This is a genomic window from Martelella endophytica (assembly GCF_000960975.1).
Taxonomy (GTDB): Bacteria; Pseudomonadota; Alphaproteobacteria; order Rhizobiales; family Rhizobiaceae; genus Martelella; species Martelella endophytica.
In genome coordinates this window covers 4,623,691-4,649,349 of record NZ_CP010803.1, presented here as the reverse complement: position 1 = coordinate 4,649,349, position 25,659 = coordinate 4,623,691, and the positions used below count along the sequence as shown (strand labels likewise).

25 protein-coding genes are annotated in these 25,659 nt (G+C 63.7%); 11 read left to right on the top strand and 14 right to left on the bottom strand.

The annotated features are described in order from the left end of the window. Nucleotides 1-23 precede the first annotated feature (23 nt). The 4 genes from TM49_RS21690 to hemC form a co-directional block, all read right to left on the bottom strand. Complete coding sequence (locus TM49_RS21690) at nucleotides 24-1,787, bottom strand: heme biosynthesis protein HemY (RefSeq protein WP_045684299.1); 1,764 nt, start codon at nucleotides 1,785-1,787, stop codon at nucleotides 24-26. Then, nucleotides 1,784-3,037 carry a mitofilin family membrane protein gene (locus tag TM49_RS21685; RefSeq protein ID WP_052699987.1) on the bottom strand — a complete coding sequence of 418 codons (1,254 nt, stop codon included), beginning with the start codon at nucleotides 3,035-3,037 and terminating at the stop codon, nucleotides 1,784-1,786. Before TM49_RS21685 ends, TM49_RS21690 begins: the two co-directional genes overlap by 4 nt. Before the next feature lie 113 nt (nucleotides 3,038-3,150). Beyond that, nucleotides 3,151-3,828, bottom strand: coding sequence for a uroporphyrinogen-III synthase (locus TM49_RS21680; protein ID WP_045684298.1), 678 nt, complete (start codon nucleotides 3,826-3,828; stop codon nucleotides 3,151-3,153). Between the two features lie 6 nt (nucleotides 3,829-3,834). Continuing rightward, complete coding sequence (hemC, locus tag TM49_RS21675) at nucleotides 3,835-4,764, bottom strand: hydroxymethylbilane synthase (RefSeq protein WP_045685661.1); 930 nt, start codon at nucleotides 4,762-4,764, stop codon at nucleotides 3,835-3,837. 64 nt (nucleotides 4,765-4,828) lie between these two features. Between hemC and tsaD the strand changes: the two genes are divergently transcribed. Genes tsaD through TM49_RS21650 form a run of 5 tightly spaced genes read left to right on the top strand, consistent with a single transcriptional unit; the run spans nucleotide 4,829 to nucleotide 7,937 of the window. After that, nucleotides 4,829-5,926 (top strand): tRNA (adenosine(37)-N6)-threonylcarbamoyltransferase complex transferase subunit TsaD, encoded by a 1,098-nt coding sequence (tsaD, locus tag TM49_RS21670; protein ID WP_045684297.1) that lies wholly within the window; start codon nucleotides 4,829-4,831, stop codon nucleotides 5,924-5,926. Then, nucleotides 5,923-6,909 carry an NAD(P)H-dependent glycerol-3-phosphate dehydrogenase gene (locus tag TM49_RS21665; protein ID WP_045684295.1) on the top strand — a complete coding sequence of 329 codons (987 nt, stop codon included), beginning with the start codon at nucleotides 5,923-5,925 and terminating at the stop codon, nucleotides 6,907-6,909. Before tsaD ends, TM49_RS21665 begins: the two co-directional genes overlap by 4 nt. A gap of 13 nt (nucleotides 6,910-6,922) precedes the next feature. Then, nucleotides 6,923-7,216: a YciI-like protein gene (locus tag TM49_RS21660; RefSeq protein WP_045684294.1), complete on the top strand. Its 294-nt coding sequence runs from the start codon at nucleotides 6,923-6,925 to the stop codon at nucleotides 7,214-7,216. A gap of 4 nt (nucleotides 7,217-7,220) precedes the next feature. Beyond that, the gene (locus TM49_RS21655; protein ID WP_045684292.1) at nucleotides 7,221-7,655 is read left to right on the top strand and encodes an EVE domain-containing protein; all 435 of its coding nucleotides are present in this window, start codon (nucleotides 7,221-7,223) and stop codon (nucleotides 7,653-7,655) included. Between the two features lie 54 nt (nucleotides 7,656-7,709). Next, nucleotides 7,710-7,937 (top strand): DUF805 domain-containing protein, encoded by a 228-nt coding sequence (locus TM49_RS21650; protein WP_045684290.1) that lies wholly within the window; start codon nucleotides 7,710-7,712, stop codon nucleotides 7,935-7,937. A 73-nt stretch (nucleotides 7,938-8,010) separates the two neighbouring features. On the opposite strand, the gene TM49_RS21645 is transcribed toward TM49_RS21650, so the two are convergent. Further along, complete coding sequence (locus tag TM49_RS21645) at nucleotides 8,011-9,231, bottom strand: YdgA family protein (protein WP_045684288.1); 1,221 nt, start codon at nucleotides 9,229-9,231, stop codon at nucleotides 8,011-8,013. Nucleotides 9,232-9,425: 194 nt separating this feature from the next. On the opposite strand from TM49_RS21645, the gene parC reads away from it, so the two are divergent. Then, nucleotides 9,426-11,705: a DNA topoisomerase IV subunit A gene (parC, locus tag TM49_RS21640; RefSeq protein ID WP_045684286.1), complete on the top strand. Its 2,280-nt coding sequence runs from the start codon at nucleotides 9,426-9,428 to the stop codon at nucleotides 11,703-11,705. A 544-nt stretch (nucleotides 11,706-12,249) separates the two neighbouring features. Here parC and TM49_RS21635 read toward each other — a convergent pair. The 3 genes from TM49_RS21635 to TM49_RS21625 form a co-directional block, all read right to left on the bottom strand. Then, the gene (locus TM49_RS21635) at nucleotides 12,250-13,326 is read right to left on the bottom strand and encodes a PAS domain-containing sensor histidine kinase (RefSeq protein WP_045684284.1); all 1,077 of its coding nucleotides are present in this window, start codon (nucleotides 13,324-13,326) and stop codon (nucleotides 12,250-12,252) included. Between the two features lie 126 nt (nucleotides 13,327-13,452). Continuing rightward, nucleotides 13,453-14,415 carry a DMT family transporter gene (locus TM49_RS21630; RefSeq protein WP_045684282.1) on the bottom strand — a complete coding sequence of 321 codons (963 nt, stop codon included), beginning with the start codon at nucleotides 14,413-14,415 and terminating at the stop codon, nucleotides 13,453-13,455. A 236-nt stretch (nucleotides 14,416-14,651) separates the two neighbouring features. After that, a complete protein-coding gene (locus tag TM49_RS21625) occupies nucleotides 14,652-16,235 on the bottom strand; it encodes an MFS transporter (protein WP_045684280.1) in 1,584 nt (527 codons plus the stop codon). Between the two features lie 123 nt (nucleotides 16,236-16,358). Here TM49_RS21625 and TM49_RS21620 point away from each other — a divergent pair, with 123 nt between their 5' ends. Then, the gene (locus tag TM49_RS21620; protein ID WP_244464882.1) at nucleotides 16,359-16,814 is read left to right on the top strand and encodes a MarR family winged helix-turn-helix transcriptional regulator; all 456 of its coding nucleotides are present in this window, start codon (nucleotides 16,359-16,361) and stop codon (nucleotides 16,812-16,814) included. Nucleotides 16,815-16,905: 91 nt separating this feature from the next. Here TM49_RS21620 and TM49_RS21615 read toward each other — a convergent pair whose 3' ends face one another. Continuing rightward, nucleotides 16,906-17,340, bottom strand: a complete 435-nt coding sequence (locus TM49_RS21615) for an ArsR/SmtB family transcription factor (protein WP_244464763.1) — start codon at nucleotides 17,338-17,340, stop codon at nucleotides 16,906-16,908. Here TM49_RS21615 and TM49_RS21610 point away from each other — a divergent pair. Further along, nucleotides 17,339-18,538, top strand: a complete 1,200-nt coding sequence (locus TM49_RS21610; protein WP_045684275.1) for an MFS transporter — start codon at nucleotides 17,339-17,341, stop codon at nucleotides 18,536-18,538. The genes TM49_RS21615 and TM49_RS21610 overlap by 2 nt on opposite strands. A gap of 53 nt (nucleotides 18,539-18,591) precedes the next feature. On the opposite strand, the gene TM49_RS21605 is transcribed toward TM49_RS21610, so the two are convergent. Next, nucleotides 18,592-19,476, bottom strand: a complete 885-nt coding sequence (locus TM49_RS21605; RefSeq protein WP_045685659.1) for an NAD(P)H-binding protein — start codon at nucleotides 19,474-19,476, stop codon at nucleotides 18,592-18,594. 135 nt (nucleotides 19,477-19,611) lie between these two features. Between TM49_RS21605 and TM49_RS21600 the strand changes: the two genes are divergently transcribed. Next, nucleotides 19,612-20,556 (top strand): AraC family transcriptional regulator, encoded by a 945-nt coding sequence (locus tag TM49_RS21600; RefSeq protein WP_045684273.1) that lies wholly within the window; start codon nucleotides 19,612-19,614, stop codon nucleotides 20,554-20,556. Between the two features lie 40 nt (nucleotides 20,557-20,596). On the opposite strand, the gene mscL is transcribed toward TM49_RS21600, so the two are convergent. The 4 genes from mscL to hemB form a co-directional block, all read right to left on the bottom strand. Then, nucleotides 20,597-21,064, bottom strand: a complete 468-nt coding sequence (gene mscL, locus TM49_RS21595) for a large conductance mechanosensitive channel protein MscL (RefSeq protein ID WP_045684271.1) — start codon at nucleotides 21,062-21,064, stop codon at nucleotides 20,597-20,599. Nucleotides 21,065-21,180: 116 nt separating this feature from the next. Continuing rightward, nucleotides 21,181-21,927 carry an arginyltransferase gene (locus TM49_RS21590; protein ID WP_045684269.1) on the bottom strand — a complete coding sequence of 249 codons (747 nt, stop codon included), beginning with the start codon at nucleotides 21,925-21,927 and terminating at the stop codon, nucleotides 21,181-21,183. Nucleotides 21,928-21,996: 69 nt separating this feature from the next. Then, on the bottom strand, nucleotides 21,997-22,461 hold the full coding sequence (locus TM49_RS21585) for an RDD family protein (protein ID WP_045685658.1): 465 nt from the start codon (nucleotides 22,459-22,461) through the stop codon (nucleotides 21,997-21,999). A 78-nt stretch (nucleotides 22,462-22,539) separates the two neighbouring features. Then, entirely contained in the window at nucleotides 22,540-23,562 is a 1,023-nt protein-coding gene (gene hemB, locus TM49_RS21580; protein ID WP_045684267.1) for a porphobilinogen synthase, read from the bottom strand. Between the two features lie 199 nt (nucleotides 23,563-23,761). Between hemB and TM49_RS21575 the strand changes: the two genes are divergently transcribed. Next, nucleotides 23,762-24,151: a DUF6163 family protein gene (locus TM49_RS21575; protein WP_052699985.1), complete on the top strand. Its 390-nt coding sequence runs from the start codon at nucleotides 23,762-23,764 to the stop codon at nucleotides 24,149-24,151. A 132-nt stretch (nucleotides 24,152-24,283) separates the two neighbouring features. After that, nucleotides 24,284-25,573 carry a L,D-transpeptidase family protein gene (locus tag TM49_RS21570; RefSeq protein ID WP_045684263.1) on the top strand — a complete coding sequence of 430 codons (1,290 nt, stop codon included), beginning with the start codon at nucleotides 24,284-24,286 and terminating at the stop codon, nucleotides 25,571-25,573. Nucleotides 25,574-25,659 lie beyond the last annotated feature (86 nt).

Below are 25,659 nucleotides of genomic sequence, written 5' to 3'. Positions count from 1 at the left end.
ATTTGTCAACAGCGCCGCGTCCCTCAGAAAAGCTTGCGCTTCGGCTCGGGAGTTTCCTCGTCATCGCCGACACCGGGGTCATCGGGTGTGCGGCCGCCGAAGGGCGAAAGCACCGGGTCGCGTCGGGCCTCGTCGTCGTCATCTTCGGTCACACCTTCTGCCGGGTGCGGCGGCTCAGGCTCGGCAGCCTTTTCGGATGTCGGTGTCTCCGCGGCGGCCGGCGCCGGTGGCTCGGGCTTTGCCGGCTCTTCCTCGTCCTCGACGATGCGGGCGGCTTCGCTGACCGCCGAAGGCGCGGCGGCGGCAGCGTCGATCACCGTCGGCGCTGGCGGCGGGGTTGTCGTCTCCTTCGGCGCGTCCGGCGTGTCCTCATCGGGCAAGTCGGAGAAGATCGGGGCGTCCGACTTGTCCGGTTCGGCCCTGGTGCCGCCGATCGGCGGCAGGCTCTTCAGCGCCTCGTCGAGCCGGGTCGCCGATCCTTCCTCGACGGGACCCTCGATCTCGCCATAGGGAACCTTCCATTCGAAGGCATCGATCTTGCCCGTTGTGGGCGAGAACGGCCGCCAGTATTCCGAAACGAGGCCATCGGCGACCCAGGTCGGGTCACGTCCTGCACGCAGCGCCTGGGCCATCCAGTGACGCACGCGGCCCTGATCGCCGGTCTCCGCCTCTTCGATATCGGCAAGCAGCAGGAAGGCACTTTCGCGCGAGAGCATCCGGGCGGCCGCCTCGGCCTTGGTCCGGGCCGTGGCGAATTCGCGGGCATCGAGGGCGGCGCGGGCGACGGCCATCAGCGACAGCGGGTTGTTGGGCTTCAGCGCTTCCAGCTTTTCCGCCCGTCGCAGCCTGTCGACGGCGGTGTCGCCGCCACGGGCACGCACGTAAAGGGCGGCGATCTGCGGGTGCGGCTCCTTCTTCCACACCATCTCGAGCACGCCGGCCGATTTGCGCAGGCTACCCTGTGCCAGATAGGCCTTGGCGGCGATGATGGCGGCGGGATGGAAGTCGTCCCGCAGCTTCAGCGCCTGCAGCGCATCGGCGGAAGCGCCCTTGGGGTCGGTCTCGAGCTTGCTCTCGGCGCGCGCCGTCAGCAGCACCGACTTGAGCCGCGCCGCCTCCTGCTTTTCCATCACCTTGGCGGACCGCTGCTGGTCGAGAAGCCGGATCGCATCGTCCCAGCGACCCTGCCGCGTGCGGCTTTCAAGCGTCGCCTGCGCGGCCCAGGCAAGGTAGGGTGCCTTGTCGGCGGCGCGTTCGGCATATTGCCGGGCTGCCTCGTCGGCACCCAGGCGCTTGGCTTCGAGGTAAAGTCCGCGCAGGCCGAGTTCGGCGGTTTCCGGGTCCTCCGACATCCGCTCGAACAGGCGCCGTGCCTTGTCGTGGTCGCCCTCGATCAGCGCGACCTGGGCATCGAGCATGTGGATCAGCGGCTCCTGATCGGCGCGCAGGAGCGCGTGGGCACGGGTGCTCATCTTGCGCGCCAGCACCAGATTGCCGGAACCGGCCGCGATCAGGCCGGTGGAGATGGCCTGGTAGCCGCGGTCGCGCTTGCGGGCACGGAAATAGCGGCGGACGCTGTTGGGCGAGGTCCAGATGACGGTGATGAGCCACCAGATCACCATGACCACGAAGATCAGCGCGATCAGAAGCGCCAGAGCCGTCGTCAGCGGTGTCTGGAACAGATGCCCCTGCCAGACGAGCGACAGCTCACCCGGCCGATCGGCAAACCACGAGAAGCCCAGCGCAAAGGCCAGGACGATGATGGCGAAGATGACGAGCCTGATCATTGCGAGCCTCCCTCATTCGCTGGCGTTGCAGGTTCTGCTGAAACGCCGGCCGTGGCGCCGAGTGCCTTCGACAATGTTTCCGACACCAGGTCGTCGGCCTTGATCCGCGCCTGCAGCGCCTTGTCGAACTGGGCGGAAACGTCCTTGCCGTCCTGGGGCAGCGACTGCCATTCGGACGCGGCATCCTTCAGCCTGCCCTGATTGAGGTCGTTTTCGATGCGCGCGACGATGGCGGGCGTGCCTTCGCCCTCGACATCGCCGACCGGCCGAACGCTGACGAGGCCCTTGGCACTGTCGACGAGGCGGTTGAAGATGTTGGCGTCGGCCGGTGGGGCGTCGGAAGCCTCGATGATGTGATCGGCGATGGCGGAGAATTGCGCGGCGAGTTCCTCCTGCGTCGGGACGCCTTCGCTGGCCATCGGCTTCAGCGCTTCGATGCCGCTCTTGTCATCGGCCACCTGTTCATAGGTCGAAAGCTCGGCTGCGAAACTCGCGCCGCGGTCGATGGCCGATTTCAGCCCAGCTGCGGCGATGGCGCGCGCGACGGCGAGATCCTTGCCCGGCGTGTTCACCTTCTGCTCGAGCGTGGTGAGTTTCTGTTCGGCGCCGGACACGCTGGACTGCAGGTTGGAAATCGATCCCTGCAGCGATTGCGAAAGGCCTTCGATCCGGCCCTCGTCCGATTTCACCGCATTCTGGAGATCGGCGACCTGCTGCTGCAGGGCCGATAGCGTTTCGCCGCCACCCGCTGAAAGCCCGTCGACCTTCTGCTGGAGCGCTGCCACGCGCGACTGAAGATCGCCTGCGCCGGATTGACTGTCGGATTTCAGCGTGGCGATCTCCTGGCGAAGGGTTGCGACTTCGCTTTCGAGCTGGCTGTTGTCGCGGGTGCTGCCGAGGAGCCCGGCATAGGAAAGCGCAACTGCACCGGCAATGCCGATAATGCCGCCGGCAATGGCTGCGGCGACGAGCCCGCCGGTGTTGCTGCGGGGCGGAGGGGTAACCGGCGTCTCGGGCCCGGTGGTCGCCTTTTGCTCTTCATCGGTTGTCGTTTCTTCGGAGGATTCCGCCGCGCCGTGTTCCTCATGGCGGCGGATGGCGGCCGCGACATCGGCCATGGCCGTCTTCACAGCGGCATCATTGGTCTCCGGCGCTGCCGGCGGGGCGGCCGTGGTTTCGGTCTCCTGCGAAGCGGCTTCCGCCTGCGGTTCGCGTTTCTCATCCTTGGGGGAGGGCGTATCCGAAACCATGTTTACCTCTTTCGCGCTTGATACTCACAAATTAGTGGGCGCGTGCTGAATAGAAAAGGTCTTAATTGGCTTCTTGTTCCCGGAGCCCTCCGCAATGGCCGGATTCGGGGGCTTCAATCGAGACAGGCAAACAGTTTTTTTTCGTCAGGCGCCGCGGCGATACGGACGGGGATGCCCGCCGGCACCTGCGCTGCGACAGCGGCGCTCAGGCAGACGACGAAGGCCTGCCGCGGTAGAAACGCCGCGCCACCGAGCGCGAAGAAGCGGTCCGCCGTCCGGGCGGAATAAAGCAGCACCGCGTCCGGCGCGGCATCGACGAGGCGGGCGGCGAATTCGTCATCGGAAAGGGCGACGGGCATCATCCGGTAGCAATCAACGCTCAGGAAGGAAACGCCGCATGCCGCAAGGCGCTGCTCGAAATCCGGCATGCGCGGGGAGCCGGCAAGGTAGAGCAGTCTGTCGACACCATCTGCCGCAATGCGCTCGGCAAGCCCGGCGCCATCACCGGGGCCGGTGACGATATCGGCAAAGCCCGCGTCTCGTGCTGCCTTGGCCGAAGCCTCTCCCACGGCATAAAGCCTGAGCGGCGCTGCCCGGCCGAGCGCCCGCACCGCTTCGGCGCTGGTGACGGCGACAGCGCTCCATGCCTCCTCGGCAAGCGCCGCAATTGCGGCGTCGGGCTGGTGGACCGGCTCAAACAGCGGCAGCGTGAACGGCAAATGACCGAGCGCCGCAAGACGGGCTGCGGAACGTTCCGCGCTCGCTTCCGGCCGGGTCACAAGCACGCGCATCGCCGCTCAGCTCCAGTCGTCAAAAAAGCCGGGGCCGGCGCGGCGGCGCAGTTCGTTGCCCGCCCAACGGCCAATCTTCTCGGCTTCGCCGCGCATGCTGTCGGTTTTGATGTCGAAGGCCTTGCTGCCATCCGGCGTCAGGATCATGCCGGAAAACGAGATCCGCTCGTTGAAGCAGCGGGCAAAGCCGGCGATCGGCGTGCGACAGGAGCCGTCGAGCGCTGCCAGAAAGGCGCGCTCGCAGGTTACGGCATCGAAGGTGTCGTCATCGTTGATCGGCGCCAGCAGTTCACTGATGCGGGCATCGTCGGCGCGCTGTTCGATGCAGATGACGCCCTGCGCCGGCGCCGGCAGAAACTCGCGGACGCTCAGCACCTCGGTCGCAACGTCTTCCATGCCGAGCCGGATCAGGCCGGCATTGGCGAGAAACGTACCGTCGACCTGCCCTTCGCGCAGCTTGTCGAGGCGGGTCTGCACCGAGCCGCGGAACACCACGACCTCGATATCGGGCCGGAGCCGGCGAATCAGCGCCTGTCGGCGAAGCGAGGCAGAACCGACCACCGCACCTTCCGGCAGTTCATCGAGCTTTTGAACATCGCGGCCGATGAAGGCATCGCGCGGATCGGCGCGCGGCAGGAAGGTTGAGAGCGTCAGTCCCTCGGGCAGCACCGTCGGCATGTCCTTGGACGAATGCACGGCGAAATCGAGTGCTCCGGAAAGAAGCTGGGCCTCGATTTCCTCGGTGAACAGGCCCTTGCCGCCGATCTCCGCGAGCGCGCGGTCGGTGATGCGGTCGCCCTTGGTGGAGAGCACGACAATCTCGAACATATCCTCCGGCAGGCTGTGTGCCGCCATCAGCCGGTTGCGGGCTTCGTGTGCCTGGGCGAGCGCCAGCGGGCTGCCGCGCGTGCCGATCCTCAAAGGTTTCGTTTGCATCCTGCGTCCACCATTGTTACCGGGTGTGTCGTAAACCGGATCGCGCGCCGCCGCAAACAACGTCATGAAAAAAAGCAAACTCTTTCTCGGGATTGAATCGAGCTGCGACGAAACCGCCGCCGCCATCGTCGCCATGGATGCGGACGGGCGGGGCGAGATCGTTTCCGAACTGGTGCTGAGCCAGCTCGAGGAACATGCGGCCTTTGGCGGCGTGGTGCCGGAAATCGCCGCCCGCGCCCATGTCGAGGCGATGGACGGGCTGATTGCCGGCGCGCTTGCAAATGCCGACGTTTCGCTTTCCGACCTTGACGGTATCGCCGCGACCATCGGGCCGGGCCTGATCGGCGGGCTGATCGTCGGGGCGATGAGCGGCAAGGCGATTGCCTATGCGGCTGGAAAACCCTTCTACGGTATCAATCATCTTGAAGGCCACGCACTGACGGCGCGTCTGACGAATGGTGTCGACTTCCCCTTCCTGATGCTGCTCGTGTCCGGCGGCCACACGCAGATCGTCTTGGTCAAGGGTGTCGGCCAATACGAGCGCTGGGGCACGACCATCGACGATGCGCTGGGCGAGGCCTTCGACAAGACGGCGAAGCTTCTGGGGCTCGGCTATCCGGGCGGTCCGCAAGTGGAACAGGCTGCGAAGACGGGTGACCCCAAACGTATCCCGCTGCCGCGGCCGATGAAGGGCGAGGCGCGTCTCGACTTTTCCTTCTCGGGACTGAAGACGGCGGTGCGGCAGGCCGCTGAAGCCATGGCGCCGCTCGGCGAACAGGATATCGCCGATATCTGCGCCGCCTTCCAGCTTGCCGTCGCCGACACGCTTCAGGACCGCATCAGGCGCTCGCTTACGCGTTTCACGGAAGAAGGGCTCGCAGACGGCGGCCCGCCGTCGCTTGTCGTGGCCGGTGGTGTCGCCGCCAATGGCGCGATCCGCGACATGTTGACCGGGCTTTGCGAAAGGCAAGGCTTTGCCTTCGTCGCGCCGCCTTTGCGGCTATGCACGGATAATGCGGTGATGATCGCCTGGGCGGGGCTCGAGCGTGTCCGCGCTGGGCTTCCGGCGGATGATATGGAAATTGCCGTGCGCTCGCGCTGGCCGCTTGACGGCAACGCGAAGGCGCTGATCGGCAGCGGACGAAAAGGGGCCAAGGCATGAGCAAGTCAAAACAGACGGTCGTCATTGGCTCCGGTGCATTCGGGACCGCGCTTGCCGCGGTCTTTGCCCGCGAGGGTGAGGATGAGGTGATGCTGCTTGGCCGTAACGCGCCGCTGATCGAGGAACTGCGGAAGACCCGGCGCCATGAAGCGGTTCTGCCGGGCGTCGACCTGCCTCAGGCGCTGAACTTCACCATCGATCCCTCCGTGCTGCAGACGGCGGATACGGTGGTCATGGCCGTTCCGGCGCAGGCGCAACGTTCGGCTGCACTTTATTATGCGCCCTATCTCAACGGCGATGCCGTGATCGTCTCTGCCGCCAAGGGCATCGAGCGGGCAAGTGGCCGGCTGATCACCGATGTCCTGAACGAGGCGCTGCCGCATCATCATTCCGGCGCGCTATCGGGGCCCGGTTTTGCCGTCGATCTTGCCGCCGGCAAGCCGATCGCGATGGCGCTTGCCTTCCGCAGCCCGGAGCTAGCACGGGATACCGCCACGATCCTCTCCGGCCGCACCTTCCGCATCTATGCCTCGGGCGACCCCGTCGGCGTGCAGATCGGCGGAGCGCTGAAGAATGTGCTGGCGATCGCCTGCGGCATCGTCGAGGGCGCCAAGCTTGGCGAATCCGCCCGTGCGGCGCTGATCTCGCGCGGCCTTGCCGAAATGTCGCGGCTTGCCGTCGCCATGGGTGGCGAGGCGGAAACGGTGCGTGGGTTGTCCGGCCTTGGCGATCTCGTGCTCACCGGCTCGTCGCGACAGTCGCGCAATTTCCGCTATGGTGTGGCATTGGCCGAAGGCAACTTCGAGAGCGTCAACGCGGCCCTCGTCGAGGGCGTCTACTCGGCTTCGGTCGCAAGCGAGCTTGCCGCGAGCCATGCCGTGCAGATGCCGATCTCGAATGCCGTGGCCCGTGTGCTCGATGGCCAGCTCGGCATCGAAAAGGCGCTCGAAGAACTGATGACCCGGCCGATCACGACCGAATGAAGAGGAGAGACTGATGCTTTTCGCCGTTATCAACAAGGACAAGCCAGACCACATTCATATCCGCCTCGAAAACCGTCCGCGCCATCTCGAATGGCTCGACGGGCTTAACGAGAAGGGTACGCTGAAGATCGCCGGTCCCTTTCTCGACGCTCAGGAGAAACCCTGCGGTTCGCTGCTGCTGATCGAGGCGGCCGACCAGGCTGCGGCCGAAGCGATCGCGGCCGAGGATCCTTACGCTCATGCCGGCCTGTTCGAGAAGGTCGAGGTCAAGCCCTACAAGTGGCTCTACAACAATCCGGAGGCCTGATTTCATGGCCTACTGGCTGTTCAAATCCGAGCCTTTCAAGTTCTCCTGGGAGATGCTGAAGGCGAAAGGCGAGGCCGGCGAGCAATGGGACGGCGTGCGCAACTATCAGGCCCGCAACAACATGCGGGCGATGAAGATCGGCGACAAGGGCTTCTTCTACCACTCGAACGAGGGGCTGGAGGTCGTCGGCATCTGCGAGGTTTGTGCGCTCGCCCATCACGACACCACCACCGATGACCCGCGCTGGGAGTGTGTGGACATCCGCTCCGTCGCCGATATGCCGAAGCCGGTGACGCTCAAGGACGTGAAGGCCAATTCGAAGCTGGCCGAGATGTCGCTCGTCACCTCGATGCGGCTATCGGTGCAGCCGGTGACGAAAGATGAATGGCTGGAAGTCTGCCGCATGGGCGGGTTGGACAAGCCGCCGCTGTCGGATTAATTTCAGCCCGGTCGCCGTTTCCGGCGGCAGTTCTTTGGAATATGAGGTGGTGCCATGCAAGGGCATGACTATTCGTTCTGGATGTTGGGGCACTGGGGGCTCTGGCAGCTTGCCATCGCGTTTCTGGTCTGGTGGCTGATCTTCGGCTGGCCTGTGGCCAAGATCCTGCACCGCATGGGCTTCTCCGGCTTCTGGGTGCTTTTGTGCTTCGTGCCGCTCGGAAACATCATCGGCCTCTGGGTCCTCGCCACGACGCGTTGGCCAGGTCCCGAAGAAGACTGACAGCGGCAGCGCACCTGGGCAAAAGGGCCGGACCTTGAGCGGCCCGGCCGATCGGCATTTGCTTGCGGAAAACCTACTGGTTTGCCTCGATCTTCAGCCCGAGAAGCTGCGGGATCGACTGCGGCGCGGAGGCGGCTGCGATGAACAGCGCGATGAGCGGCGTCTGCATCGTCGGCTGCACGCTGACAGAGATGTTCTGCGGATCGTGCAGATAGGTGTCGACCGCCTTGTAGGCCATTTCGGAGACGCCTGGCGCATTGAGCCCGGCAAGCCCGGCGGAAGCCTGGGTGGCAAGCGTATCTGCCATTTCGGTGGCCGTCAGCCCCTGCTTGGCTCCGGCAATCTCAAGCGCCTTTTCGGTGATCGAATCGTCGATGAAGCTGATCGACATCGAGGCGATACCGATCTTTCCCGTCGTTGCCAGCACCTTGGCCTGGTAGGCCTGAGCCGCCTCGGTCTTGGCGGCGATCTCTTCGGCCGAGGGCTTGTCCATCGCGCCGAGTTCGCGGAACTGCTGCATGGTGGCGACGTCGAAGCCGGTAAATTTCATCGCGAGCTCGAGCGTACCGACATTTTCAGTGTCGAAGTTGATCCTGGCGATGTCCAGAACGCCGCTCGTCTGATCCCAGCTGCCGGACATGTCGATGTTCGTATGCGTCTCTTCGAGGTCGAGCTTTTCGATATTCTGGCGCGCCTCGTCGGTCAGGTCGTCGATCTTGCCGAGCATCAGCGTCAGGCCGGTGAGGCTGCCGTCGAACGTCGCCTTCGTTCCGTCCGAAGGCATTGGCTGCCTGACCTCGCCCGAATCGATCGTGGCGATCTCGTCGCCGTCGACGGTGATGCTGACATCCTTGACCGTGCCACTATCGGCAAACACCCAGCCGGAAAAGGTGTCGGTCGCCGGTGTCGCCGGAATATGGACGTTTTCCTGCTCTGATGAGGCGATGGTGATATTGGCCTCGCCCATGCTGAAGGCGATGTCGCCGGAGGCGGTGTGGCCGATCGTGTAGCTGCCGTCGCCATTCTCGGTGATGTCGGTCATCGTTACGGTGAGCGGCTTCGTCAGCGCGAATTCGCCCGCGCCGTCATCGGTGATGGAGATGCTGGTGAACTCGACCGAGAGGCCGTCATCGCCCTGCGGTTGGACATTGTCGTAGGTGAAGGTGACGCCGCTTTCGGCTTCATAGGCGGCCTTCATCTTGGCGAGCATGTCATCGGCATCGAGCGCGAATGCGGGCAGGGCCGATGCGGCGACAAGGCCGCCGGCGATGAAGATGTGTCTGACGTCAGGCATGGGTGATCCCCCGGTTCCGTTTCCAGATGGTCGTCGTTATGGGCCATATATGGCCAAATTGAAATTATACCATGACGGTGTAGGTGATTTTTTACCGTAACCTGCCGTTGAGAGGCCCGTGGAAACCCTTGATCTGCAGGGGATTGCGGGCGGCGCACCTTGCCCGTCGGCCTGCCATCGTCTAACAGAAACCCATGGGAAACGAGATTCTTCCGCCGGATGACGGCGACAACAACATCGATGCCGTGGATCTGCGCAAGGCGCTGGAAGAACGCTACCTCGCCTATGCGCTCTCAACCATCATGCACCGCGCCTTGCCGGATGTGCGCGACGGGCTGAAGCCCGTCCATCGCCGCATCATCCATGGCATGAGCGAGATCGGCGTACGGCCGGGCTCCGCCTACAAGAAGTGCGCCCGCATCGTCGGCGATGTCATGGGTAAATTCCACCCCCATGGCGACGCCTCGATCTACGATGCGCTGGTGCGTCTGTCGCAGGATTTCGCCCAGCGCTATCCGATGGTCGACGGCCAGGGCAATTTCGGCAATATCGACGGCGATAGCGCTGCCGCCATGCGTTATACCGAGGCGCGCATGACGGCCGTCGCCGCGCTGATGCTGGAAGGCATTGGCGAAGACGCGGTCGATTTCCGCCCGACCTATAACGAGGAGGATGACGAGCCGGCCGTGCTGCCCGGCGCGTTTCCGAACCTGCTCGCCAATGGTTCCACCGGCATTGCCGTCGGCATGGCAACCTCGATTGCCCCGCACAATGCCCATGAGCTGTGCGAGGCCGCGATCTATCTGATCAAGCATCCGGACGCGACCGTCGAGGACATCATGACGCTGCCCGGCGCCGATGGCCCGAAGGCGAACATGATCCAGGGGCCGGACTTCCCGACCGGCGGCATCATCGTCGAGGATTTCGACAGTATGGTCGAAACCTACAAGACGGGGCGCGGCGGCTTTCGCGTGCGGGCCCGCTGGGACAGGGAAGACCTCGGCCGCGGCGGCTACCAGATCGTCGTCACCGAAATTCCCTACGGCGTGCAGAAATCGCGGCTGATCGAGAAGATCGCCGAACTGCTGATCGCCCGCCGCCTGCCGTTGCTGGAAGATATTCAGGACGAATCCGCCGAAGATATCCGCATCGTGCTGACGCCGAAGTCGCGCACGGTCGACCCGGCGCTGCTGATGGAATCGCTTTTCAAGCTGACGGATCTTGAACAGCGCTTCTCGATGAACATGAATGTGCTCTCGCAGGGCAAGGTGCCGAAGGTGATGGGCCTTGTCGATGTGCTGAAGGAATGGCTCGGCCACCGCCGCGAGGTGCTGCAGCGCCGCTCCCGCCATCGCCTGGCCGCCATTGACCGCCGTCTCGAAATCCTCGGCGGCCTGCTGGTCGCCTATCTGAACCTCGACGAGGTGATCAGAATCATCCGCGAGGAGGACGAGCCGAAGCAGGTGATGATGGAGCGTTTCTCCATCACCGATGTGCAGGCCGAGGCCATCCTCAACATGCGCCTCAGGGCGCTGCGCAAGCTCGAGGAAATCGAGATCCGCAAGGAATTCGACGCGCTGACGGCGGAGAAGGCCGAGATCGAGGCGCTGCTTGCCTCCGAGACCCAGCAGTGGCAGACGGTGGCCTGGGAGATCGGCGAGGTGAAGAAGACCTTTGCCAAGGCAACAGAGCTCGGCAAGCGCCGTTCCACCTTCGATCACGCGCCGGAGACCGACATTGAAGCCATCCAGCAGGCGATGATCGAGAAGGAGCCGGTGACCGTCGTCGTCTCCGAAAAGGGCTGGGTGAGGGCGTTGAAGGGGCATGTCGATACCTCCGGCGTGTCGTTCAAGGAGGGGGACAGCCTGAGGCTTGCCTTCCCGGCGCAGACCACGGACAAGCTGCTCGTGGTCACCACCGGCGGTCGCGTCTTCACGCTCGGCGCCGACAAGCTTCCGGGCGGACGCGGTCATGGCGAGCCGCTGCGCATCATGGTCGACATGGAGGCCGATCAGGATGTGGTTGCGGCCTTCGTTCACGAGGCCGGCCGCAAGCAGCTGATCGCCTCGACCGCCGGCAACGGCTTCATCGTCGAGGAAGACCAGATGGTGGCCAATACCCGCAAGGGCAAGCAGGTGATGAACGTCACCAGCCCGCAGGAAGTGAAACTGCTCACCCCCGTGACCGGCGACCACATCGCCGTCATCGGTGAAAACCGCAAGCTGATCGTCTTCCCGATGAACCAGGTCGCCGAAATGGCCCGCGGCAAGGGGGTGCGCCTGCAGCGCTACAAGGATGGCGGCCTGTCGGATGCGAAGTGCTTCGCCCTCGAAGCCGGCCTCACCTGGGAAGACAGTGCCGGCCGCACCCACACCCGTAACGCCGAAGAACTGATGGAGTGGCGCGGCGACCGTGCCATGGCCGGCCGCATCGCCCCGAAGGGCTTCCCCCGCAACGGCAAGTTCAAGGGGTGAAGGGGCGACGGGCGATAGTGCGCTCAAAGCCGGACTGAAACCCGCAACCAGACAGTGTATTTGGTGGCATCGGCGTGTTACACTGATTGCGTTACCGCGACGCGCGGACGTCAGACGCTGTCTGGATGGCGCACAATGGGGGGTGAATTGTTTTTCTCACGTGCAACTCGCTACATAGCGTTTCTCATCCTCATAATTTCTGTATCGAGGATTGTGATCGGCTTTTCAATTGCAGCTGGGGTCATCGGCCCAGCACAGGTATTAGGGCCTCGCTACTTGGGTAATGCGAGCGCAGGTGCGGCTATCGATCAGGGGTTTTATGGGGTGGCGATCGCTTTGATACTCGGCACTCTTTCAGAGATAGCTATTACTCTGCAGAGATCCAGAATGTAGAGTTTTGGCATATCTGCGTCTCCGAAGAACTGATGGAATGGCGCGGCGACCGTGCCATGGCCGGCCGCATCGCCCCGAAGGGCTTCCCCCGCAACGGCAAGTTCAAGGGCTAGGCCGGGGGGGGCGGCTTATCGCGAAGGATGGCCCGTGTTCAGGCTTGACTGAGGTTCGCCAGCTTGGTGCGGAGTTCAAACCGGAGTCCGGCCGGATCGTGGATAATCTCGGCTTTGCCGCGGAACTCCTGCGCCAGCACCTGCTCGACGATGCGTGACCCAAAGCCGCGCCGTTCCGGCCTGGCGACCTCAGGGCCACCCCGCTCCACCCACGTCAGCAGAAAGTCATCCTTCCCGTCAGCGTCGCAGCCGGTCCATGCAATCGCGACCTTTCCGGATGCGGACGAAAGAGAGCCGTATTTGAGCGCATTGGTCGCCAGCTCGTTGATCGCAAGCGACAGCATCAGAGCCTGGCCGGGGCCGAGCTGAACCGCTGGCCCCTCGATGCTAAACCGGCCGGTATCGGTGCGAAACGGTAGCAGCGCGCGCTTGATGACATCGGAAATATCCGCCCCGATGGTATGTTGTCCGCTCAACAAGGACTGGGCGGCAGCAAGGGCGGCGATCCTCTGGGTCAGCGACGCCCTGGCCTGTCCTTCCAGGCCGGTCGAATCCAGCGTCTGGCCGACGATGGCGGAAATGACCGCCATCGTATTCTTGATCCGGTGCTCGAGTTCGCCGGCCAGAAGGTAGGTCTGGCGCTGCGTCTCGACGGTCTTGGTGGTTTCGATCACCGTGTCGATCATGCCCTTCACCACACCATGCTCGTCACGGATTGGGCTGTAGCAGAAGGTGAAATAGCACTGCTCCGGATAGCCGTGGCGATCGATGACGAGCGGGAAGTCTTCGATGAAGGTCGCTTCGCCCGCATAGGCCTGTTCGCAAATCGGCCCGATCTCATGCCAGGCCTCCTTCCAGACGTCGCTGAACGGCCTGCCGAGAGCCGAGGGCTTCTTTCCAAGGATCGGCCGGAAAGCATCGTTGTAGAGGGTGGTCAGGTCCGGACCCCAGACGATGCATTTCGGGAACTTCGAATTAAGGGCCATGCTGAGAGCGGTTTTGAGAGCGGATGGCCAGCCCTCCGGTGGTCCGAGCTCGGTCGAGGACCAGTCGTGAGACCTGATCGCATCGGCCATTTCTCCACCGCCATCAAGGAAGTGAGCGTCGTTCCCCATCGTTCGAGCTTCCCCCGATGCGCATCGTTGCTGATACTCTTACTGTAAGCAATCGTGGGTGTCACGCCCATTAGCCATGGGTGGCAGGCGTGTTGCCTCGGCCATGACGAGGCTGCCGGTTGCCCCTCAGAGCTGCATCTCTTCCTCTTCCATCGCGATCGGCGCCTGCGTGTTGCCGGCAAGGATCGGTGGGGGCAGTGGGGTTCCGCGGGTTCGTTCGCGCATCAGCGTCAGCATGCCGGCGCCGACGATGAGGATGATGCCGGCGATCATCGGGCCGTCGATGCGATCGCCGAAGAACACGTAGCCGAAGAACACCGCCCAGAGCATCTGGCTGTATTGCGTCGGGCCGACCAGGTTGGCGGGCGCGTAGAGAGCGGCCTGCATCAGGATGACATTGGCGATCGCCGCGACCAGGCCGTAGCCGGCAAGCGCCAGCCACTGGCGCGCGTCCGGCATCTGGAAATCGGTGAGCGTCAGCGCGCCGCAGACGATGACGGCACCAAGCACGCCAGCGCCGAACAGCGAAATCTTCTTCTCGTCCGAACCGGACATGCGATAGGTGATGACCGAGACAGCGCCGCCGAGGCCGGCGAAGATCGCACCCAGATGGCCGATCGAGAGTTCGCGGAAGCCGGGCCGCAGCACGATCAGCACGCCGATGAAGCCGACCAGCACCGCCAGCCAGCGCCTGTAGCCGACCTGTTCCTTGAGGAACACCATCGACATGACGGTGACATAGGCGGGCTGCAGAAAGATCAGCACGAAGGCTTCAGCCATCGAGAGATGCGTGAAGGCGGTGACCGAGCCGATGACGCCGACGGGATAGGCGATGAAGCGCAATAGCCACAGCGGCCGGTTGCCGGTGCGCACGATGTCGCTCAGCCGGTCGCCGCGTTTCATGATGAAGGGCAGGGCGGCAAAGGCGAACAGGGCGCCGAAGAAGGCGGCCTCATAGGCCGGCAACCCGCCCTCAAGCATCTTGACGCAGGCATCGCTGAAGGAGAAGGCGGCAAATGATATGAAACTCAGAACGACACCGCGTATGGTGTGGTCGGCGGTGGCGGCGGTCGCACCTTCGGCATGCATGGGCGGGTCTTTCTGTCTGGCGTCGTGTTGCAGGTGCGAAGAAGCTTGCCGACCCGGTGCAAGGGCTTTTGGCGCCGCACGCTCCGCTCAGTCAGCCATTACGCCATATCGTCGCAACGCTATTCCGTCCAGTAAAACTGCATGATCTGAGGTCATGATTTTTGAGGGGCCACCGCCATTGGCTGATGGCACCCTTGAGATAGAATGCTGCGTTGCAGCATAAGCGACTCCCCCCCTCAGACGAGCACCAGTTCCGGGCCGGCAGGCATGCCGTGCACAAGGCTGCGGACCGTGCTGCCGTGGCTGAGATCGCCGCCGGCGCCGTGGCCGATCACGACATAGCGCGGCCGGAGTACCTTCAGCCGCGTGTCGATGGCGGGTGCGAGGTGAGCGGCAGCCGCTTCGATCAGCTCACCGTCGGCGGTAACGTCGCGGGCCTTGAGCGCGGCGATCGCTTCCGCCAGCAGTGCTTCTGCCGATGCTTTGTCCTCCACGGCGGCGGCATTGCCGTCGATCACCTCGAAGGTCCGGACATGGAGCACATGGACTGTGAGGTTTTCATCGCGGCCGAGCTTGGCTGCGCGGGCGATGACGGCCTGGTCGTGTGCGTCGCCGGCAAGCGACAGGACGACGCCAACGGGCGCAGCAGCGGTCTCCGTTTCGTCCTTCTCCTTCAGCGTGTCGCGACGCATGTAGAGCACCAGCGCGGAAGCCAGTGCCGCCACCACGGCCACATAGAAGGCTGAGGCGGTGCCGAAGCTTTCGGCAAGATGTGGGGCGGCGAAGGGGGCGATGACGCCGGCAAACCAGCGCACGAAGTTATAGCCGGCGGAGGCCACCGGGCGCGGGCTGTCGGAAACGCCGAGCGCAAGCTCAGTGAAGACGGTGTTGCAGACCCCCATCAACGCGCCGGAGATGATGACGCAGGCCGCAATCACCGGGATCGAGCCAAAGGCCATGACCAGCAGCAGCACCGCCAGGATCAGCATGCTGCCGGCGAGGATCTGGACCGTGGAGAAGCGCGCCTGCAGCCGCGGCGCGATCAGCACCGAAAACAAGGCGAGCAGCAGACCCCAGCCGAAGAAGATGAGGCCGATGGCATGGGCCGACATGTCGAGCACGAAGGGCACGAAGGCGAGCACGGTGAAGAAGCCGTAATTGTAGAAGAACGCCGCGATCGCCGCGGTGCGCAGCCCGCCATGGCCCAGTGCGCGGATCGGCGCAGAGATTGCGATCTTCTTCTCCGGTTTCGGCATCGGCGGCAGCAGGAAGAAGATCGCGATGAAGCCGATCGCCATCAGCGTTGCGGTTCCGAAGAAGGGATAGCGCCACGACATGCCGCCGAGCAGCGCCCCCAGCAGTGGCCCGACCGAGATGCCGAGGCCGAGAGCCGCCTCGTACATCAGGATCGCGGCTCCCATGCCGCCGCGCGAGGAGGCGACGATGACGGAAAGCGCCGTCACGACGAAGAAGGCGTTGCCGAGGCCCCAGCCGGCGCGGAACAGCACGAGTTCGCCGACGGATGTCGAAAGCCCGGCCAGCGCGGAGAAGACGACGATCAGCGCTGCGCCGAGCAGCAGCGTCTTTGGTCCGCCGATGCGGCTGCTCACGAAACCGGTCACCAGCATCATGACCGAGGTGACGAAGAAATAGCTGGTGAACAGCATCGAGACGTCTGAGGGTGAGGCGTCGAGCCCCTTGGCGATCGACGTCAGGATCGGGTCAACGAGGCCGATCGACATGAAGCCGACAACGCAGGCAAAGGCGGTCGCCCAAACGGCCTTGGGCTGGTTGAGGAAATTTGGTGCGGCGGCGCTCATGTGCGGTCTTTCGGTTAATGTGTATGATGCATATACTGTATAATGCATACACCCGTTGACCTGCCTCCGCAACAGGACTAGAGCGGTTCAGGTGAATGTCGAGGAGGTTTGACTTTGGAAAACGTGACCGGTTCGGGCGCCGCCGAACTCGAGCAGGAGATGGCGGTGCTGGCGCGGCTGTTGGAAGCCCTGAACCGCCGGCGTATCTATCCGCTTGAACGATCGCACTATCTGCTGCTGCTGCAGCTTGCCGAGGGGCCGCGCAAGGTGAGTGCGCTTTCGCATATCCTCGCCCTTGATGCGACGACGGTGACCCGGCAGGTCTCGGCGATGGAGGAACGCGGTCTCGTGACCAGGCAGGCCGATCCTGACGATCGCCGCAGTGCCCTTGTCGCCCGCACCGCGGAAGGGGCGGCACTGGCGGAGGCCATGCGCGACGCCCGCACCCGTCGCATCGCCAGGCTCGTCTCCGGCTGGGAGGAGAGTGACGTTACCCGATTTGCCGCTTATCTCGGGCAGTTCAATGAGGCCCTCTATGACCGGCTGGGCCGACCGGACGAGCCGCCAAAGAGCGACTGAACGTTTCCGCCTATCTTCGAAACGCGAACACGCTCTATCTCTTTGTGATTGAGCAATTCCGGACGTTGAGCCGGTACCCACTTCAGTTGACTTAGCCTTCGCCCTTCAGGACGGCGTCGATCAGTCCCGGGAAGCGGGCGTCGAGGTCTTCGCGTCGAAGCGTGAGCAACCGTCCGCGGCCGAACGGCTCATTGCGGACGATGCCGGATTCACGCAACACCTTCATCAGATGGGATTTGGTCGATTTCGGCATGGACGGGTCGCACAGGCATTGCGCCATTTCCATGGGGCCGTCCGCAATCTGCCGCACGATCTCCAGACGTCCCGGATCGCTGAGCGCGAACAGGACCTGCGTCAGCGCAAGCTCTTCCGGTTCTGGATGCGGCAGTTCGGTGAGGTGGGTCGGCGTTTTCATGGTTCGAATATAGTTGAACTGTCGCGTGATTGACAGTAATAAAAGGTTCGAAAAATTTGGAACCATTTGTGTCGGACGCTGAGCCGCACGCAAACCCGATGGAGCTTTCATGTCGGATACACTCTCAATCGCCAGCCCCATTCGGGCCCGCAGCGGCTTCTGGATCATGATGGCGGGCAGCGCCGTGATGATGGCAACGGCCAGCGCGCCTTCGCCATTCTATCCCGTTCTGAAACAGGAGTTGGGCTTTTCATCGGCGATGATGACGGCGATCTTCGCCATCTACGCCGTGGCCCTGCTGCTGACGCTGCTGATCGCGGGGTCACTTTCGGATCATATCGGCAGGCGGCCGGTGTTGTCGGCCGGGTTCTTCATCCTCGGCCTTTCGGCCCTGATCTTCGCCACCGCCTCCGACGTCACCGGCCTGCTTGTCGCGCGCGTCATTCAGGGGATTGGCTGTGGTCTGCTGTTGTCCACGCTTCCCGCCACCATCGTCGATCTCGAACCGGCCGCGATGCCTGGGCTTGCGGCCATCTGCAATGCGGTGCTGCCGCTCGGCGGGCTGGCGATCGGCTCCCTGGCCGCCGGTCTGGTCATGGATTTCGGCGGGGCGCCGAAAGCGGAGGTGTTCGGCGGCATCGTCGGCATGTCGCTGGTTTTCGTGTTCATTGTCTGGCTGCAGCCGGAAACCGCGCCGCGGCATGAAGGACTGCTGCGTTCGCTGACACCGCGCCTCGGCGTGCCGCCGCGGGCCCGCGGCGCCTTCTGGCGCGGCGCACCGGCGATCTTTGCCGGCTGGGCCACGGGCGGGCTCTACCTTTCGCTCGGCCCGGCGATCGTGTCGTCGATCTTCGGACATACGGATTTCGTCCTGCAGGGACTGGTGGTGACGCTGATGGCGGGTGGGGGCGCTGCGGCCACGCTTTTTGCGACCCGGCATGCACCGCGGCGCCCGACGCTTATCGGCGCAAGCGTGCTGGCCATCGGAACGGTGGTGACGCTCATTGCCATCGCCGGTCACCTCTTCGCGCTCTACCTCGCGGCGCTGGCTGCAGGCGGGGCGGGCTTCGGCGCCTGCTTCTACGGGGTGATGCGCACACTCGGTCCGCTCGCCGCACCGGACGAGCGCAGCGAGCTCTTTGCCTCGCTGTTCACCCTCAGCTACCTCGCCTTCGGCGTGCCGGCGGTGCTCGCGGGCCTCGCACTGCCGATCTTCGGCCTCGATGCGACGGTCATCGTCTATGGCGGAATCGTCGCCCTGATGGCCGCTGCGGCTGCGCTCTTTCGCAAGTACGGAACGCACGACTGAGCCTTTGACAGGGTGGCCGGCGCGGCGGGGGGCCGCGCCGCACCGTGGTTTCCTCAGCCGGCGAAGGCCGGCTTCAATGTCGTCTCGCACCACGCTCGGAATGTCGTGGGCGAGGCGGTTTCGGCGTTGCGCTCCACGCCGAGATCGAGGCCCTCTGCCTTGGCGCGCCACATGTCCGTCATGCCGTCGGCCATGGCCTGGCTGAAGCCCCTGCCAACCAACATGGCGTTTTGATCCTTGAGCGAGACGTGTGCAGCGCGGATGGTCTTTCCAAGAACCGCACTCATGATCTCCACTTGCTGGTTCACGGACAGGTTCTCCGGCCCAAGCACTGGCACCTCGCCCGTGCCCTCCCAGCTGTCGTCAAGCAGGAGACGGGCGGCAGCGGCCGCGATATCGCTGACCGAGCAGGTCGGCAGTTCCAGGTCGCCCGGAAGGGAAGAGAAGACCATGCCCTTCTCGCGCATCACCGGCAATTGCCACAGGAGATTGTCCATGAAGGAGGGCAGGGCAAGCGCGCGGAAGTGGGCGCCGGTTGCCGCCAGCTGATCGTCCATGGCAAGCGATGCCGTGACATAACCTGCGCGGTCCGCGTAAGGCGTACCGCGGCCAAGGGCGCTGATATTGACGACGCGCGCCACGCCATGCGCAACGATTGCCTCAGCGGCCGGGCGGGTGAAGCCGGTATAGGCCGCTTCCAGCGTTTCGGCTTGCGGATCGGCTGGGCACAGCCAGAAGAGCCGCGTTGCGCCGGCAAGGGCGCTGTCGAGCGTCGCTCGGTCGCCGTGGCTGCCTTCGATAACGTCAACCCGGTCGCGGATTTCGGCTGGCAGCTTTCCGGCATCGCGCACGATCACGCGGACGGAGGCGCCTGCAGAGAGCAGCAAGGGCAGGAGCTGGTGACCGATGCGGCTTGTCGGGGCTGTTATGACGATCATGGATTCACCTCTTTCATGCGTCGGCACTGCATGAGCCCGACAGTTGATTTTCCAGTGATGAAGAGATAGTCGTGATCAAGCGGACGATCTATTCTCGAAAGTCCGCCTCTGTTTCGCAATCGTCCGGATAAACCCATGGATCCGCTTTCCGATCTTCTTTCGCTGCTGCGCCCCTCGGCCACGGTCTCCTCTGGGTTCGAGGCTGGTGGCGCATGGTGCGTGGATTTCGGCGATCAGACCGGCAAGCTCAAATGCTACGCCATCCTGTCGGGGACGTGTCTCCTGCAGATCGAAGGTGTGGCCGAGCCGATCAGGCTGCAGGCCGGTGAGGCCTTCGTTCTGCCGCGCGGCTGCGCGTTCAAGATGGCGGGACATCTTGCGGCAGAACCTGTTTCGGCCAGCGTGATTTTTCCGCCGGCGCGGGCCGGTGGCCAGGTGGTCGTGGGCACGGGCGGCGAATTTACCCTGGCCGGCGCGCGCTTTGCCGTCAGTGGGGGCGCGGCGCGGCTGCTGCTCGATCTTCTGCCGCCGATCGTTCACCTGCGCGGTTCGACCGAGCGGGCCGCGATGCGCTGGTCGCTCGAAAGAATGATCGAGGAGATGCGGGAGGCGCGGCCCGGTTCAGAGCTGATGGCCCAGGACCTCGCCCACATGATGCTTCTGCAGACGCTGCGCGCTCATCTTGAACGATCAAGCCCGGGAGAACAGGGCTGGCTCGCCGCGCTTTCGGACAAGAACCTTCGCCTGGCGGTCGCGGCCATTCATGCCGATCCCGCCCGCCGCTGGACGCTGCAGGCGCTGGCAGCGGAGGCCGGCATGTCGCGCACCGTCTTTGCCGAACGTTTTCGTACGGTCATGGGCGAGACGCCCATGCAGTATCTCGCGCGCTGGCGCATGGCGCTTGCCTGCGATCGGCTCGAACATGCGGGCTCGCCGCTCGCCGAGATCGCGAGCGACCTCGGTTATGCCTCGCTCAGCGCCTTCGTCACGGCCTTTCGGCGGCTGGTCGGGGTGACGCCGCAGCAATTCAGGCGCGCCAGGCAGAGCTTGCCGGAGACGCCCGCTCTCGCCGCTGAATAGCAGCGGGAGCAGGCTGAATTGAAGAGGCGCATAGCCTCGATCAAGGCGTGTTCGGCTGTTCCCGCTTGCGCAGTTCGTCCCGGATTTCGAGCAGGACCTGGAGTTCGCTCGGGCCGGGCGGCGGATTGGGAACGGCTGGCTCCTGCTCGGCGGCCTTGCGGTGGGCTTCGGCTGCGGCGCGCATCCGGTTGATCGCCCTGACCAGCATGAAGACGACGAAGGCAATGATCAGGAAGTTGATGACAGCGGTTATGAAGGCGCCGTAAGCGAAGATTGCTGCACCCTGTTCGCGGGCTGCTGCAAGGCTTGCGTCCGCCGCGACGTCGCCGCTCAGGACGACGTACATGTCGGAGAAATCGACGCCGCCGATGATCAGGCCGATGATCGGATCGATGAGGTCCGAGACGAGCGACCTGACGATTGCGGTAAAAGCCGCGCCGACAATGATACCAACGGCCATGTCGACGACATTGCCCCTGGAAATGAAATCCCGGAATTCCTTCAGCATCCTGCTTTTCCCCTGTTCACTCCGCGGCCGAGCGGGTGCCCGGCATAAAATCTTTAGCGGATTTAGGGCAGTAGCGACAGGCTTCCACGGCTTGTCGTCGAAAATGTCGGTTTGGCTCAGTCTTCGTCGGCCAGTGCCCGTTCCCAGCCATGGCCGGTGAGATGTTCCTGCGGCTGGAAGCGCTTCTTGTAGTCCATCTTCTTCGAGCCCTTCACCCAGTAGCCGAGATAGACATAGGGCAGGCCGAGGTTGCGGGCGCGCATCACGTGGTCGAGGATCATGAAACTGCCAAGCGACCGGCGCTCATGGGCTGGGTTGAAGAAGGAGTAGACCATCGAAAGCCCGTCCATCATGACGTCGGAGAGTGCGACGGCGATCAGTTCGCCCTCTTCGTCCAGCCGGCCGGAGGCTACCCGGTACTCGATGACCCGCGTCTCGACGTGTGTCTCCTCGACCATCACCGCATAGTCGTCCACGGTCATGTCGGCCATGCCGCCGCGCTGGTGGCGGCTGTCGAGATAGGTACGGAAGAGATCATACTGCTCGTCGGTGGCGATCGCCGGCCGCTCAGTGCCGACAAGATCGCGATTGTGCGAGAGGGTGCGGCGAAAGGAGCGCGTCAGGTCGAATTCGCCGGCAACGATTCGCACCGACACGCAGGCCCGGCAATTTTCGCAGGCGGGCCGATAGGCAATGTTCTGCGAGCGCCGGAAGCCGCCCTGGGTCAAAAGGTCGTTCATCTCGGCGGCGCGGGGACCGACGAGATGGGTAAAGACCTTCCTTTCGCGCTCGGCCTCCAGATAGGGGCACTGCGCCGGCGCGGTCAGATAAAACTGAGGCGACTGAGTGGCTTGCGTGTTCATGACCAGCACACCATGCGTTGCGATACGGACACTAGCATGGCGCAAAAGGGGAAAAGGTCAACCGCCGGTTCAGATGCTTTCATCGCGGACGATGACAGCACCGACGAGGAAGTCGTGGAGCAGCCGCTTGCGGTCCGTGAACAGGCCGACGAGCAGCACCAGCGGCGTCAGGATCGAGTTGAACAGCCAGAACAGCGCGAGGTGAACCGTCGCCGTCAGGAAGTCCATCCGGAAACCATCGGTGCGCACGACCCGAAGCCCCATGGCCCGCATGCCCGGCGAAGCCTGCGCCGCGCCGCCCATCGTCATGCCGAAATAGAGAACGGCGACGATGAAATAGAGCACTGGATAAAGGAAGAAGGCGAGGCCGAGCGTGGCAATGCCGATAAAGAACAGCAGCACCGCCGCCGGAACCCAGAGGATGGCGATCAGCAGGTAATCGACCAAAAACGCCAGTATCCGGCGTGACAGTACGCCCGAATAGGCACGCCCGCCGACCGGGGCATAGGTGTCATATTCGCGTTCAACACTCATCGTCTGGTCATCCCTTCTTGTCTCGGAGGAGATGTGGGTGAACAGCGCGGCGAATACAACAGACAAACGTCGCTTGGACTATGATTTCGACAGTTTCTCGGCCACTTCCATGGCGAAATAGGTGAGAATGCCATCGCAGCCGGCGCGCTTGAACGCCAGCAGCGTTTCCATCATCACCCGATCGCCGTCGATAGCGCCACGTTCGGCGGCCATGCGGATCATCGCGTATTCGCCGGAGACCTGGTAGGCAAAGACGGGCAGGCCGAAGGCCTCCTTCATCCGCCAGCAGATGTCGATATAGGGCAGGCCGGGCTTCACCATCAGCATGTCGGCCCCTTCCTCGACATCGAGCGCCGCATCGCGCAGCGCTTCGGTCGCGTTGGCGGGATCGATGTAGTAGCTCGCCTTGTCGCCCTTCAGCAGCCCCTTGGTGGAGATCGCTTCGCGATAGGGGCCATAGAAACCCGATGAGAACTTGGTGGCGTAGGACATGATGCCGACGTCCTGGAAGCCCGCGCTGTCGAGTCGCTCGCGGATCGCGCCGATGCGGCCATCCATCATTTCGGATGGCGCGATGATGTCGGAGCCGGCTTCCGCCTGCAGCACGGCCGCCTCGCAGACATGGTCGACCGTGGCATCGTTGACGATCTCGTCGCCGACAAGAATGCCGTCATGGCCGTGGCTGGTGAAGGGGTCGAGGGCGACATCGGTAATGACGCCGATACCCGGCGCTGCCTTCTTGATCGCGCGGGTCGCCTGGTTGAGGAGGTTGTCCGGCTTCAGGATTTCCGAGCCGGTCATGTCGCGCTTTTCCAGTTCGACATTGGGGAAGGTGGCGATCGCCGGGATGCCGAGATCGGCGGCCTTGCGCGCAGCTTCCGCCAGCCGGTCGACGCTCATGCGCGAGACGCCGGGCATGGAGGGGATCGGCTCTTCGAGATTGTTTCCCGGAATGACGAAAACCGGCCAGATCAGATCGTCGACGGTGAGACTGTTCTCGCGCACCATGCGCCGGGTCCAGTCGGCCTTGCGGATGCGGCGCATGCGGCGGTGGCCGGTGATCCGGTCGACGAGATGGGTCTTGTCGTTGAACTCGTTCATGCGGCGTCTCCGTCCTTGATGTTCGACAGGCTTCTATCACGCCGGGAAGGGGCCGCAAACCATCCAGATTGTCGCGCGGCCGGGTGCGCCGCTTTGCGCAAACGTAGGAACCTGTTGGCGGGGCGGAGTTTGGGCGATCTTGGGCTTTGTCAGGAAAGAAGGAGCGCGTATAACGCCAGCGATGAATTCAGGAAACAGTATGACGGTCCGCCCCGGTTTCTCACAGACAGCCTTCGTCGTGTTCAAGCGCGTCGTGGCGGTCTATCTCGTGGTGCTGGCGCTTTCGAGCTGGTCCGGACTTATCGGGCTGACCATGGACGGCGCCGGCCGGTTCGATGTGGTCAATGCCAATGTGCGCTTCGTCGAGCTGGCGCTCGCCGTACTTTACCCGGTTGCGGCGACGGGGCTCTGGTTCGGGGTCGGCTGGGGTTTTGTGCTCTGGGCGCTCGGCGCGGCGGTCGAGATCGGCGCCCATGGCGGCTATCCGCAGCTTTTCGGCGCTGCGCCGACGCGGGTCGGCCTTCACATTTTGTTTATCGGGATTTACGCCGCTTTCTGGGTTTACCTTGTCTTTATTCGAAGGCGATAGTCTTTCCTTCCGGACGGCCGTGCCTATGTGACAACAAACGGCCATATTGCTGTGGAACGTGATTTCTAAACACGGGGTTTGCGCGATCACCCGGATCGGCGCCACCCGAGGGACCGAACGAGATTGGGTTAAATGACAAAGGAATTTCCGAACGCGACACGCAAGGCATTCTCGCGCCGCCATTTCATGGCCGCAGCTGCCGGTGTGATTGCTCTTCCGAAGCTGGCCTCCGCCCAGACCGCGGTGCAGGAGCTGATCAACGCCCCCGGCCGCGGTAACTGGGACGATCAGTTTGATGCCGTGACCTCGCGCAGCCAGGCTGCGGTGACCTCCAACCAGCCCATTCTCGGCCCCAACGCACCGATGAACCTGATGCAGGCAATCGCCGAGTATCAGCGGATCGTCAGCAACGGCGGCTGGCCGGAGGTTCATCCGAACGTGCCGCTGCAGTTCGGCGTCAACGACCCGTCCGTGCGCCAGCTTCGCCAGCGCCTGATCGTCTCCGGCGACCTGCCGCAGTCGGCCGGCATGTCGGATTCCTACGATTCCTACGTCCAGGGCGCGGTGCGTCACTTCCAGGCTCGCCATGGCCTCAGCGAAACCGGCTTTATCGACGAATACACGCTGAAGGCACTGAATGTCGGCGCCCGCGTTCGCCTTGCCCAGCTTGAGACGAACCTCAGCCGCGTCGAGGACCTCGGCTCCGACCTCGGCCAGCGTTATGTTCTCGTCAACATTCCCGCGGCCTATGCCGAGGCGGTCGAGAACAATGCTGTCGCGCTGCGCAACGTCGCGATCGTCGGTCGGCCCTCGCGCCCCACCCCGCTTCTGGATTCGAAGATCTTCGAGATCATCTTCAATCCGCCATGGACTGTGCCGCGCTCGATCATCCAGAAGGATATCATGCCGCTGATGCAGAAGGATCCGAACTATCTGACGGACCAGAAGATCAGGCTCTACGACAACAAGGGCCAGGAAGTCGATCCGATGACGATCGACTGGAACGCCGAAAAGGCGCCGAACCTGACCTTCCGCCAGGATCCGGGCCCGAACAGCGCTATGGCCTCGACCAAGATCAACTTCCACAACAAGTACGCAGTCTACATGCACGACACGCCGAGCCAGTCGCTGTTCAACGACGTGGTGCGTTTCGAATCGTCCGGCTGCGTGCGTATCGAGAACGTTCGCGACCTCGACGTCTGGCTGTTGAAGAACACGCCCGGCTGGGATCGCCAGAAGATCGAAGAGACCATTCACTCCGGCATTTCGACGCCGGTGAACCTCGCCGATCAGGTTCCGAACCACTTCGTCTACATCACCGCCTGGTCGGCGAAGGACGGTATCGTTCAGTTCCGCGACGACATCTACAATCTCGACGGCGCGCCGGAACTGGCGCTGCAGACGACGAGCGGCATCGAGTAATCGACCGAAGCTTCGCAAAACTTGGAATAATTGCCGCCGGCGGACCATGTCTGCCGGCGGCTTTCGTCTATTGCACCATGATGCAT

Bases quoted from the DNA above. Each gene is read 5' to 3' on its own strand.
- TM49_RS21645 (WP_045684288.1), bottom strand. From the start codon at position 9,231: ATGCCTGACGTCAGACACATCTTCATCGCCGGCGGCCTTGTCGCCGCA.
- TM49_RS21570 (WP_045684263.1), top strand. From the start codon at position 24,284: ATGACAAAGGAATTTCCGAACGCGACACGCAAGGCATTCTCGCGCCGC.
- TM49_RS21585 (WP_045685658.1), bottom strand. From the start codon at position 22,461: ATGAGTGTTGAACGCGAATATGACACCTATGCCCCGGTCGGCGGGCGT.
- hemC (WP_045685661.1), bottom strand. From the start codon at position 4,764: ATGCAAACGAAACCTTTGAGGATCGGCACGCGCGGCAGCCCGCTGGCG.
- TM49_RS21605 (WP_045685659.1), bottom strand. From the start codon at position 19,476: ATGATCGTCATAACAGCCCCGACAAGCCGCATCGGTCACCAGCTCCTG.
- mscL (WP_045684271.1), bottom strand. From the start codon at position 21,064: ATGCTGAAGGAATTCCGGGATTTCATTTCCAGGGGCAATGTCGTCGAC.
- TM49_RS21635 (WP_045684284.1), bottom strand. From the start codon at position 13,326: ATGGGGAACGACGCTCACTTCCTTGATGGCGGTGGAGAAATGGCCGAT.
- TM49_RS21660 (WP_045684294.1), top strand. From the start codon at position 6,923: ATGCTTTTCGCCGTTATCAACAAGGACAAGCCAGACCACATTCATATC.
- TM49_RS21685 (WP_052699987.1), bottom strand. From the start codon at position 3,037: ATGGTTTCGGATACGCCCTCCCCCAAGGATGAGAAACGCGAACCGCAG.
- TM49_RS21610 (WP_045684275.1), top strand. From the start codon at position 17,339: ATGTCGGATACACTCTCAATCGCCAGCCCCATTCGGGCCCGCAGCGGC.
- TM49_RS21630 (WP_045684282.1), bottom strand. From the start codon at position 14,415: ATGCATGCCGAAGGTGCGACCGCCGCCACCGCCGACCACACCATACGC.
- TM49_RS21650 (WP_045684290.1), top strand. From the start codon at position 7,710: ATGCAAGGGCATGACTATTCGTTCTGGATGTTGGGGCACTGGGGGCTC.
- TM49_RS21665 (WP_045684295.1), top strand. From the start codon at position 5,923: ATGAGCAAGTCAAAACAGACGGTCGTCATTGGCTCCGGTGCATTCGGG.
- TM49_RS21575 (WP_052699985.1), top strand. From the start codon at position 23,762: ATGACGGTCCGCCCCGGTTTCTCACAGACAGCCTTCGTCGTGTTCAAG.
- parC (WP_045684286.1), top strand. From the start codon at position 9,426: ATGGGAAACGAGATTCTTCCGCCGGATGACGGCGACAACAACATCGAT.
- hemB (WP_045684267.1), bottom strand. From the start codon at position 23,562: ATGAACGAGTTCAACGACAAGACCCATCTCGTCGACCGGATCACCGGC.
- TM49_RS21615 (WP_244464763.1), bottom strand. From the start codon at position 17,340: ATGAAAGCTCCATCGGGTTTGCGTGCGGCTCAGCGTCCGACACAAATG.
- TM49_RS21625 (WP_045684280.1), bottom strand. From the start codon at position 16,235: ATGAGCGCCGCCGCACCAAATTTCCTCAACCAGCCCAAGGCCGTTTGG.
- TM49_RS21690 (WP_045684299.1), bottom strand. From the start codon at position 1,787: ATGATCAGGCTCGTCATCTTCGCCATCATCGTCCTGGCCTTTGCGCTG.
- TM49_RS21680 (WP_045684298.1), bottom strand. From the start codon at position 3,828: ATGCGCGTGCTTGTGACCCGGCCGGAAGCGAGCGCGGAACGTTCCGCA.
- TM49_RS21655 (WP_045684292.1), top strand. From the start codon at position 7,221: ATGGCCTACTGGCTGTTCAAATCCGAGCCTTTCAAGTTCTCCTGGGAG.
- TM49_RS21590 (WP_045684269.1), bottom strand. From the start codon at position 21,927: ATGAACACGCAAGCCACTCAGTCGCCTCAGTTTTATCTGACCGCGCCG.
- TM49_RS21600 (WP_045684273.1), top strand. From the start codon at position 19,612: ATGGATCCGCTTTCCGATCTTCTTTCGCTGCTGCGCCCCTCGGCCACG.
- tsaD (WP_045684297.1), top strand. From the start codon at position 4,829: ATGAAAAAAAGCAAACTCTTTCTCGGGATTGAATCGAGCTGCGACGAA.